Source organism: Pedobacter sp., from assembly GCF_040513095.1.
Classification (GTDB): domain Bacteria; phylum Bacteroidota; class Bacteroidia; order Sphingobacteriales; family Sphingobacteriaceae; genus Pedobacter.
Genome location: NZ_JBEVDX010000129.1, coordinates 1 through 11,018, shown reverse-complemented (window position 1 = coordinate 11,018; position 11,018 = coordinate 1). Strand labels below are relative to the sequence as shown.

Annotated in this window: 12 protein-coding genes; 5 read left to right on the top strand and 7 right to left on the bottom strand. The window is 40.5% G+C overall.

Annotated features, from left to right (window positions below; translation table 11 throughout):
* Together ABWY16_RS14910 and ABWY16_RS14905 are read right to left on the bottom strand one after the other, a co-directional pair.
* The coding region (locus tag ABWY16_RS14910; RefSeq protein ID WP_353905443.1) for a sensor histidine kinase at positions 1-932 on the bottom strand (932 nt) is incomplete at its 3' end.
* A 109-nt stretch (positions 933-1,041) separates the two neighbouring features.
* Positions 1,042-1,695, bottom strand: coding sequence for a response regulator (locus ABWY16_RS14905; protein WP_353905442.1), 654 nt, complete (start codon positions 1,693-1,695; stop codon positions 1,042-1,044).
* Positions 1,696-2,000: 305 nt separating this feature from the next.
* Between ABWY16_RS14905 and ABWY16_RS14900 the strand changes: the two genes are divergently transcribed.
* The gene (locus ABWY16_RS14900; protein ID WP_353905441.1) at positions 2,001-4,490 is read left to right on the top strand and encodes a PAS domain-containing sensor histidine kinase; all 2,490 of its coding nucleotides are present in this window, start codon (positions 2,001-2,003) and stop codon (positions 4,488-4,490) included.
* An 83-nt stretch (positions 4,491-4,573) separates the two neighbouring features.
* Here the strand turns inward: ABWY16_RS14900 and ABWY16_RS14895 are convergent, their stop codons facing one another.
* From ABWY16_RS14895 to ABWY16_RS14875, 5 genes are all read right to left on the bottom strand, one after another.
* Positions 4,574-5,062, bottom strand: coding sequence for a BLUF domain-containing protein (locus tag ABWY16_RS14895; protein WP_353905440.1), 489 nt, complete (start codon positions 5,060-5,062; stop codon positions 4,574-4,576).
* 254 nt (positions 5,063-5,316) lie between these two features.
* Entirely contained in the window at positions 5,317-5,679 is a 363-nt protein-coding gene (locus ABWY16_RS14890) for a DUF4260 domain-containing protein (protein ID WP_353905439.1), read from the bottom strand.
* Between the two features lie 70 nt (positions 5,680-5,749).
* Entirely contained in the window at positions 5,750-6,349 is a 600-nt protein-coding gene (locus ABWY16_RS14885; protein WP_353905438.1) for a Crp/Fnr family transcriptional regulator, read from the bottom strand.
* Positions 6,350-6,441: 92 nt separating this feature from the next.
* Positions 6,442-6,696 carry a hypothetical protein gene (locus tag ABWY16_RS14880; protein WP_353905437.1) on the bottom strand — a complete coding sequence of 85 codons (255 nt, stop codon included), beginning with the start codon at positions 6,694-6,696 and terminating at the stop codon, positions 6,442-6,444.
* Between the two features lie 280 nt (positions 6,697-6,976).
* Entirely contained in the window at positions 6,977-7,531 is a 555-nt protein-coding gene (locus ABWY16_RS14875; RefSeq protein WP_353905436.1) for an NAD(P)H-dependent oxidoreductase, read from the bottom strand.
* A gap of 86 nt (positions 7,532-7,617) precedes the next feature.
* Here ABWY16_RS14875 and ABWY16_RS14870 point away from each other — a divergent pair, with 86 nt between their 5' ends.
* The 4 genes from ABWY16_RS14870 to ABWY16_RS14855 form a co-directional block, all read left to right on the top strand.
* Positions 7,618-7,998, top strand: coding sequence for a winged helix-turn-helix transcriptional regulator (locus ABWY16_RS14870; RefSeq protein WP_353905435.1), 381 nt, complete (start codon positions 7,618-7,620; stop codon positions 7,996-7,998).
* 137 nt (positions 7,999-8,135) lie between these two features.
* Positions 8,136-8,792, top strand: coding sequence for a DUF6624 domain-containing protein (locus ABWY16_RS14865; RefSeq protein WP_353905434.1), 657 nt, complete (start codon positions 8,136-8,138; stop codon positions 8,790-8,792).
* Between the two features lie 1,253 nt (positions 8,793-10,045).
* Positions 10,046-10,306, top strand: a complete 261-nt coding sequence (locus ABWY16_RS14860; RefSeq protein ID WP_353905433.1) for a hypothetical protein — start codon at positions 10,046-10,048, stop codon at positions 10,304-10,306.
* Positions 10,299-11,018, top strand: a 720-nt coding sequence (locus ABWY16_RS14855; protein WP_353905432.1) for a glycosyltransferase family 1 protein, incomplete at its 3' end; no start/stop codon positions are given. The genes ABWY16_RS14860 and ABWY16_RS14855, both read left to right, overlap by 8 nt.

Sequence of the window (11,018 nt, the reverse complement as noted above, 5' to 3'; positions counted from 1 at the left end):
CCGGTTCTCCCTGCGTCAGTAAATTTATCAAACAATGTAGCATGATATTGTTTCGGGATACCTATGCCGTCGTCTGCAATACTTAGGCTAACATGGGTATCTGTATCCCTGATATCAAGATGGATATGGCCATCATCATGGGTAAATTTTAGTGCGTTGGAGATCAGGTTATTAATTACCTGCATAAATTTATCTTCATCCAGATCTATATATACACTATTTTTATTGGCTGTCCAGGAAAAATTTGTCCTCAGCTCCATTTGCATGGCAAGCAGGTCTTCTGCTGCTAACCTGACTTTTTCAACCAGTTCCACACGGGTCTTTATCAAACGCAGACTGGCGCTTTCGCGAAACTCGCGGTCTACGAAATTACGCATCAGTCTGATGCTACTTTTACTGATTTTACTAATTAAGTCAATATATTGATTCACTTTTGGATTAGCGTATTCGCTGGTTTCCTTGTTTAATAAAACCGACAGATTTTGTATCGTACCAATAGGCCCTGCTAGATCATGCGTTACCACTGTGAGGATAGTATTTTTTTTGATATTGTGGTTGTGCAGGTTTTCCATGTTTTCTTTGTACACACTGATATCCTCAGCTTGCCCAACGATTAGGTTTTTTCCTTCATGAGTGATCCGGTATGCCTTAATCCTAATCCAAAGCTGAACTTTTTTGGGTGTTATCCTGCATTCCAGATCGGCCATCTGTTCAGTATTGATACATTCGTCAAGCTTAGAGAGCAGGTAACTGCGATCGTCCAGATGTATTGTTTCAAAGATTTGATCCTTGTCAATATCTATAGAATTTAGCTCAAAAAAGGAGAGAAAGGCCGGGTTCAGGTACACAAAATTCGCCGAGTGCAGGTCGTATGAAAAGAAAAGATCCTTAGAAATGTCTGCGAAAACCGAAAACGGATTGCTGTTAGCCATATTGAATTTAATTATTTGCGAAATAATGATATCCTCTAAGACATATTGGCTTGTTAAAATGTTTGGACCGTAGAGATTATATATTATACTCGTTTCCTCAAGAAAGAAATCAGGCGATCAGGCCATGTGTTATGGCAAATTTTACCAGTTCAGCTGAGTTGCGGCATTGGACTTTATCAATGAGCGACCGGCGGTGTCCCTCAACCGTCCTTTTGCTCAAAAACAGTTTTTCTCCCATTTCGCCGTTGGTCATGCCCTGTGAAATCAGGTTCAGTACTTCTATTTCCCTGGAATTGAATTCCAGATCTGTTGTTTCTGTAGCAGGTGCCCTTGACGATTGCTGGGGCCTGACAAATAGTTGATGGGAAAGGTTAGCACTGATATATTTGCCTCCGCCATGAATATGTTTTAAGGCAAACAGTAACTCTTCGCTGCTGATATCCTTGGTCAGATACCCTTCAGCACCATTGTCAAATGCTTCAGTGATAACCTCATGATCTTCTACCATCGTTAGAAAAACCACACCGAGAGTGGGATAATTAATTCTTATATTTTTTAGAAGTTCCATCCCGGTTATGTCCGGCATCTGTAAGTCGGCTAGGATTAAGTCAGGAAGCTCATTCTGCTTCAGGAACGCTAACACCTGGGCCCCGGATACAGCTTCAGTAATCACTGATATCATTGGATCAGATTCGAGTAACAATTTTATTCCGCAACGTACCAATTTGTGGTCTTCTGCTATAATAACTTTTATTACATCCATTTTGTAAATTATTAGCTCTGGTTTTTTTGATTTGTAAACTGATATTATATTTCTTTTAAACGAATAGCTACCGGTTTATGTTTGAATCAGTCCTGTTTTTTTTGGCATCATACCATATTTATCCTGTACAACGAAACGCAGGCTTTATGAGGATAAAATCACATCAGCTGCAGCTTTAATAATCTGAAGCCATGCCTTACCAAACTACCTGCCGTAATTATTGTTTGCCTGGTATGACGAAAATGAATGGCGTTTTGTTTTCCATCTATTTTGCTACTTTAGCAGCCTAAAACCAATTGCCTCAAATGAGTGATCAAGCAGAAGAACTGAGTGCTGAACAATTAAACCATGTATTATCCTTCACGCAGACAGCTACTGCCATACATGTTGGCAAAGATGCCAGGATTCAGTTTGCCAACAATGCAATGCTAGCCCTTTGGGGCAGGGGCAACGAAGTGATTGGCAAAACACTGACAGAGGCTATGCCTGAACTTAAAGGCCAGCCCTTTGCCGAAATGTTTGCAAGAGTGTGGAAAGAGGGCATCACGATTTCCGGTAGTGACACTGCTGCAGAACTAGTAGTGGATGGTGAGTTGTCCACGTTCTATTTTAATTTCGAATACCGCGCAGTTAAAGAGGAAAGTGGTGCTGTTATAGCCATACTACATACAGCTACTGATGTGACGGAATTGTTTCTTAACAGGCGTGCGCTGGAAGAATCGGTTCAAAACAAGGCTATGCTCATGCGGGAGCAGTCATTAAACGAGGAACTGGCCGCTTCCAATGAGGAACTCAGTGCAATCAATGAAGAGCTACTGGCGAGCAGAGAAGAACTTTCAAAGATGAACTCAAAACTGGAATCGATTGTAGAGGAACGGGTAAAGGCATTTGCCGAAAGTGAGGAACGCTTCCGGTCGATGGCCGACAATACTGATGTACAGATCACAGTAGCGGACGAAACCGGGAAGCGATTTTACTTTAATAAAGCCTGGTCTATACTTACCGGGAGAACTCTTGAGAAATTGCTTGAGGTAGGCTGGCTGGATTTGATCCATGAGCATGACAGGCAGGAATTTCTTGATATCCATGGTGCTGCTCTCGCAGAAAGGGAATCTTACACTACTGAGCTAAGGGTATTGAGTGCTGAAGGATCCTATCACTGGCTGCTGAAAAAAGGCACGCCAAGGTTGCTTTCGGACGGCAAGTTCGCGGGTTACATCAGTTCTTGTATTGATATTACCCAAAAGAAGGAGGATGAACGTATTATGCAGGACTTCATTGAAGAGCTTGCCACTTCTAATGAAGAATTGGCGGCCGTTAATGAAGAGCTTTTGGCAACAAATGAAGAATTGGCTGCATCTTATAGTGAATTGTTACGCAGTGAAGCGCGTTTCCGCAATTTGATCAGACAGGCACCTGTTGCTATCTGTGTGATCCGTGCAGAAGACCTCGTGGTCATGGATGTGAATAAGAGTTACTTAGAACTCGTGGGCAGACAACGGGGCCAGCTGGAAGGCCATACCATCTGGGATGCGGTGGCTGAGGCCGCCGAGGTTTATGCACCTGTAATGCAGCAGGTGATCACTACAGGGAATGCTTTCCATGCCCTAGAACATGAACTCAATCTGATCAGAAATGGAGTAGAGGAAACTGTATTTGTTGATTTTGTTTTTGAGCCGGTGACAAACTTAAACGGACAAACCGCTACCATAATAGTAGTTGGCAATGAGGTAACCGACAAAGTGCTTGCCCGACGACGGATTGAAGATGCTGAGGAACGCAGTCGCCTGGCGATCGAAGCTGCTGAGATAGGGACATATGAGTTCAGTTACATTGACCAGTCAGTTACTTCCTCGGAGCGGTTCAACGAGATTTTTGGTCTTGAAGGACCGGTGAGCAGGGCAGAAATACTTGCTACTTACCATGCTTTGGATACGGGAATCAGCGAACAGGCTCATGCTATAGCCAAAAAAACCGGCAGGCTTTTTTATGAGACGCGTCTTGCACCTTCAGACGGATCGCTCAGGTGGGTACGGGTGCAGGGAAAAGTGTATTATGATAACGATGGAAACCGGAGCAGGCTGTTGGGTACAGTAATTGACATTTCTGAGTTCAAGAGACTGCAGCAGCAAAAAGACGATTTCATTTCAATTGCCAGTCATGAGTTGAAAACTCCGATAACAAGTCTGAAAGCCTCTTTGCAACTATTGGAAAAAATGAAGTCAAATCCTACAACTTTGCTTCCAAAGCTTATTGAACATTCTGCTAAAAGCATGCAGAAGGTTTCTATTTTGGTAGAGGATCTTTTAACTGTTACCAGGATTAAGGAGGGGCAGGTAACGCTGAATAAAACGGAATTCACTTTGAGCCATATGGTTGACGAACGTCGCTTACAGCTCAGCCAGTTGGGAACCCATGAGCTTATTGTAGAGGGAATAAGCGGGTTGCAAATCCTTGGAGATGAGAACCGCATTGAGCAGGTAATCTCCAACTTCATAAACAATGCGGTCAAGTATGCTCCACAAAGCAGACAGATTTTTTTGAACGGGCAAAATCTCGGTAGCTTAGTAAAGATTTCAGTAAGGGACACCGGGCCCGGCATCCCGGCAAGTAAGCTGCCGCATCTTTTTGAGCGCTATTACAGGGCCAGCGAGACGGGCGCTCAGGTTTCAGGATTAGGTCTGGGCTTATATATCTGTGCTGATATAATTAAACGCCATGGAGGAGAAATAGGTGTTGAAAGTACCGAAGGTGCCGGAACACTTTTTTGGTTTACTCTTCCTGTGGAGGATTAGTATACGTGGCGGGGTAGGGTTCAGACCCTTCCTCCGCTCTTTCGAAAATGCATTGAACGCCGTTTAAAAGAGTTCTCAAATCCCTAACGCTGAAATATTGTTTGCTGACTTTGACCTCTTAGATAAAAGGACCGTATGAAGTTCAATGGATTACTCAGATCGGCATCACTCTCCCGGGCAAATACAATATCTGGACTAAAAAACGCTGAATTCTCTTTTAAATCCGCATTTGAAAGCGCCCTAAATCCCATTTGCCAGGACTCGAAATATCTGCCGGTAGCAGTAGAATTTATAAGAGGGGTTACGTTAATATGCCTTTTATCCTCCTTTATCTTATTAAAAATCTTTTTCACCTCCTCTTCTGTGCCCTCCAGAATTTGCATAAACCTGCCTGCTTTTCCAGACTCGATATCACGCTTCCCTGAACTAACAAAGATTCCTTCAACATACAATAACATTCCTGTAATTCCATGGTCGTAGTTCCATTTTCTCGATTCTTCTAAAATGATAGAGAGTTCTTCATCAGTCATCGGGTGTATTGCTGTACTGATGTAAATAATATGGTGTGTCAAGTTGAGGTATAGTGGTTTGATATTTACTGATCGTATTAACTCCGGACAAAATACACAATTCTGAAATTCTTTGAAAATGTAATTTAAGATTAAAGTAGATGTTGATGGAACTTGGGCTGGTTGAACCTTTTCTTTATCTCTCCTTTCATCCGGACGCAGTTGACAATATTATACAGCATTAAAACAAAAGCTCAATTCTATATGATCATTTAAACGCAGGAATACCATTCCTAAATCCAAACCATTGATTTGAATTATGCTACTTTTTGCATAGTACCCAGGTGAGTGAACTTGAAGCCTGATGTAAATTTGAGGCCATAACCCATTACCCGATCAAGACTACTGTGACCCAGCAGCACAAGGCCTGCTAATTCTACATCAGGTAATTGAAGTAATATACCGGTCCCCGCTACAATGACGGCCACTAGTTGGTGATGGAATAGGTTGTAGGTAAAAGCTCCTGCCTTGTTATTGATCAGGTAGCCAATCATACTGAGGTCTGGTGCTAAAAAGATGGGTATCCATATCCACCAGGCCAAATGTGTTGGTAACCTGTTGATGAACAGAATAGAGATAAAAAATGGAGCGATGGCTTCTGCCTGAATGAGTCTTTTCATTGTCTTTTGATTGATAATCAAATTTCAGAAATAACAGGACCAGGAAACGTTAACAAAAGATAATAAAATTCTATATTATCTTTCTACTGCTAATTCTGCTGCGGATGCGGCTTAAGCTAACCGGAGTAATCCCTAAATAATTTGCAATGAGGTGCTGTGGTATCCGCTCTATAATCTTCTTTTTAGTTTCCTGCAGCAGCTGCAGATAACGCTCTTCTGGTGTGAGTATCAACAGTCCGGCCATGCGTTCTTCCAATCCAAGTACCAGGTATTCAGCCAGCTTTCTGCCAAAGCGTTCCCATAAATGCGATCTGTCGTAAAGAGAGAGCAGCACCTTGTAAGGGAAGATGATGAGTTGGCATTCAGTAAGTGCTTCAATCGTTAACTGTGAGGGTTGGCCATTAAGTGCACTAAAGTATGAGCTGACCAGATGATTTTCAAAATAGAAGTAAGTAGTTTTTTCCTCACCATCTTTTGTATAGTAGTGTCTCATGTTCCCACTCAGGACAAATCCAATTTGCTGTTCCTTCTTTCCTTCAGCTATCCAACATTCCCCCTTGACAAGATGGCGATAAGTTAAATGCGGTACTAAGAGTTCCCAGTCCTGATTCGTTAGCTGAGCGAGCTGACTTATGGCATTCCTTAGCCTAGCCATGTGGTTTACATCCATAAGGCTAATTTAAGTATTGTAAAGGCATTTTTATTGTGCTCAGGCCTTTTGGTGGTTTTATTTTTGAACAGGTACTGAGGTAATTCCCGGGGTTACTCCAGATTAAGCTGTTTGAATAGCTCTTTAGTAATGAGTTTTACGTTTGAAGCAAGCTGGTCATAGTTACAATGCCGAAGTTTCAGCGGGAAAGGAATTCCATTTTCCCGACGGATAAGATCTATTGTCATTACCGAATTTAAAGAAATCTCGTCATCTCCCTGAAGTGCGGAATATAAAGCCCTGGCAAATTGTTCATTAGGGCCGAGCATAAAACAACCATACGTTTCTATATCCTTGGCCGTTTTCATATTTAATGATATTTCATAAATGATTTCCATAGCTAAAATAAAAGGAAGCCGCCCAAAGGCAGCCTGGATTAACAATCATTATTTGACTTATGTTATTAATTAAACTCAGAACTCATATTAAGCCGATGTATTTCAAATGAAATGCCACCGTATCATATACCTTCTAAGACCTGAAAATAAATCATAAAAATGAAAGAATTGCAGTTTCCAAATGTCAAAAATTCATTATGAAATCTTTATTGATCATCTAAACTACTGCTTTCTAGTTCGCAGCAACCAACTATAGCATTTCTTCCAATTCAGAGAGCCGTTTTAGCAATCTTTCAGCTTGATCTATTGCTTTATTCTTCACATCATCTGTTGTATAACCAGCTTCTAAAGATGTTCCATGAAAATAAATGGGGTCAATGTATTTCATTTGTGCATAATAGGCTGTTTGTTCAAGGTTTTTACAAAATTCGTATACACGGAAATGATGGTTACCCAAAGTATTATATTCGTCTTCGGGTGCCCCGACAGTAAAACTTGGTATGAAATTTTTATCCTTTAGTTTGTCACCTTTTGAGCCATAAGCGAATTGATATTCAAATACCAAGTCAAACCACTGTTTCAAAATGGCTGGCATATTATACCAATAAACCGGATATTGAAAAATAACAGTTTTATGTCTTAACAAAGCATCCTGCTCTGCTTTTATATCAATTTTGTAATCAGGGTATAATTCGTGAATATTCCTTATTTCTATTTGCAGCCTGCTATTCTTAAGCTCCTCTATAATGGTTTTGTTTGCTGCAGAGTTCTTAAAATTTGGATGTGCTAAAATGATCAGTGCCATACTATAATAATTTGAGTTGCAAAACTATCTATAGTATGTTAAGTTTGCAATAACTATCAGAATGGATAGGTTATCAAATATATAGTATGAAAACGGAATGCCTTGGCGATTATATAAAACTAAAGGGGAAGACATACCCCTGCACATTAAGTCTGACCATGGATTTAATTGGCGGAAAATGGAAAGCTGTTATTTTATACCACCTGACAGACCATGATAAAAGGTATAACGAACTCCGTAAGGAAATGCCTGCAATTACCGAAATGACTTTAAGTTTACAGCTAAAGCAATTAGAGCAGGATGGTCTGGTGTCAAGAAAAGTTTATGGTGATAAACCACCTGTAAAAGTTGTGTATGGCCTCACTGAATTTGGCAAAAGTTTATTGCCTGTTTTAGAAGTATTAACAAATTGGGGCAATCACACTGCAGAACGAGATGGAGAATTTTTTACTGAGTATAAAACTTAGGGTGCATCATCATTTCCCTGATTGTACAATTTGTTAAACAGTCTGGTAATATAAAAATAAATCGTACGAATCACTTCGTACTTTAGATGGAAATTCGTTATTTGGCTGCACAATGATGACAATTACCTTCTAGTTTTATGAATAAAGTACTATTTCTCGTGATTTTTTTATTTACTGGTCTCCATTTTACCCGGGCGCAGGACATCCTATGCAGTGATTCACTTCAACTTCGTGAAAAGCTATCTGAGATCAGAAACAGAGACCAGGGAGACCGGGCACGTATTATTAAGGATTTGGAACGAAAGACACCAGAAGAAATCAAGGCAGCTGCACTCGAATTGAAGATTTCCGACAAGAAAAACCAACTGTATATCGCTGCTTTATTAGATAAGTGTGGATGGCCTAAGGGGCTTTCAGCTATAGATAATCATACAATTTTCCTTATCATTGACCATGCTGATACTACCTATATGGCCAGGTATTTTCCCATGTTGAAAACTCAGACCGAGCTCGGCGTTGTATCCAGAAATGATTTCGCTACCCTACAGGATCGCATTCAACTACGCAGCGGTAAAAAACAAACCTATGGTACACAGACTTTTAAAGCAGGCGACGTAGTGACTGTGTGGCCTGTAGAGGATATGGAAAACCTTGATTCCCGCCGTAAAGCAGCGGGCCTGCCTTCGATGCAGGAATACATTAGTTTGTTGAACAAAACCTATAAGTCAGAAGTTTTGTGGGATAAGGAAATGACACTCGATGAGGCAAAGGAAAAAATGATGAGAAAAAAATAAATTTGCCAATAGATGAAGTGTGTCGCTAGCCATATGAGCACTTACCAAAAGGGCTATCCCACCAAAAATGAAAGAAAAATGAAAACTGTTTAGCAATTTTTTGAAAGACTAAAACAAAGCTTGTAAATGACAGTTATATGTGTACTAAAGTTAAGCTAGGCAACTCTCCGATAAATCCGTCAAAAAATACGGTATGCTACCATTCAATGGAGAGAAGCTGGAATTTATAGCCAAGAACATGCGAATCCCTTTCAAAAGGATTTTTGATGTATTGGCTTTATTGATTTATCAACAGATGATTTGGTTCTATTCCTTGTTAATGAGCGTCTGAAAAATCGGGAGAGGCACGCTGAGAATTACACAAATAAATTATTCAGATAACCTAAAATACAATTGGATATTATGTGGCAGTGCATGAGATTTATGCTTGAAATAAATAATACTTAATCTACTTCAGAATTGGAATTACATTCCTCTCGCAACTAATCCTGCTTACCATCGCGGCTTCTGCAAATTTCACAATTTGTTCATCAGTGAGGCCTTGGTTTTTCATTATTTTTTTCAACCATTTCCTCCTTTGCCTCTTTCCTTAGGATTCTTTTTCCCTCTAATTTTGCTTGTCCCAGTAAAATCTCTTTAATCGTCATAGTTCTGATAAATTTATCTTTTTAAGAATTGACTTATTGTTATAAAATAGTTATTGTTTCTTTAAATTTGAAATACACCTAGTGGAATAGGATACTCATAAGTATGACTGCTTTTTCTTCTGATAGCTGCTTGGCAGAAATTAACTGAGCAATTTTTAATTTTTCAGCAGGTAACCTTTGATTGTTTTATCTGTGTTTTTATGTTTTTTCCTGAGACTTGCTACTGTTTGGCAAGAGCATAAGCATGCAGGCATATATCTGGCAGCGCTTTTTATAACTTGTGTGTATAATAAATTTTTCTGAATAAGATCGTGCGGATTCTACCCCTGAACTGAGGAATTTTATACAATCCCGGTAATTGCTGTAGTAAATTTTGACAGGCACGAAATACGTTTTGAGCACCGTAATGTTACGCGTATTTCGCTGTTTAAATACCTCATCAGAGGGTATCGGAATCCCACTGATCGGCTGCAGATTCAAGAACAAAGCGCTGGTTTCCATTTAGAGACGGTTTGTTAATTTGGACATCGCTTACCACTGATTTCTGCAAAATTAAGCAGCAGTTAACGGCATAAGGTTTGGATGGGTACCATTAAACTCAAGCTTATGGTACCTGATCAACTGATTGAAACCCCAGAGGAAAAAACAGCTGCTCTTCGCTTTTCTGAAAAACCTAAGGAACAAGACAGCACGTATAAAAAAGAACAGGCCGAAGATGATGACAAGGCCGACGCTCTGTATGATCTTGAAATAGCAGGTGAGGATGGAGATGAATTCCTGACTGATAACGACCTGCAGAGTGATGATCAGGACTTTGATGAAGAGTCTATTGAAGATAATTGCAATCCTGAGGATGAAAATGGATAGAATTAGAATTTTTACCTGGCATATTCACGGCAGCTATTTGTTTTACCTCTCTCAGGGTAACTATGACATTTTTATTCCGGTGAACACTGAGAAGTCTGAAGGCTATTATGGAAGAGGCGAAACCTTTCCATTTGGCTCAAATGTCATTGAGGTCGATGCGGCTTCGGTTAGGGGTATGCAGTTCGATCTGGTTCTTTTTCAAACTGACGAAAATTACCTTAAAGACCAGTATGACATTTTATCTGAAGAGCAACGGAAGCTGCCCCGGATATACCTTGAGCACGATCCGCCATGGGAGCACCCTACAAATGCGCTTCATCCGGTAAATGATCCGGAGGTGGTCCTCGTACATGTAACACATTACAACAAACTCATGTGGGATAATCACGGTCTCCAAACCTTAGTGATCGAACATGGGGTGACAGCTTCAAACGCACTCTACAGGGGAAACCTGAATAAAGGCATTGTTGTTATCAACAACCTGCCCTCCAGGGGCCGTTTACTTGGGCTGGATATCTTTAATGAAGTGCGGAAACATATACCGCTTGACCTGGTAGGCATGAACACCGGGGATTTAGGTATTGGTGAAGTACTGCATCCACAGTTGCCTGAATTCATAGCTCAATATCGTTTTTTCTTTAATCCGATACGCTACACCAGCCTGGGCCTGGCAGTTTGTGAGGCGATGATGCAGGGGATGCCGGTAGTTGGA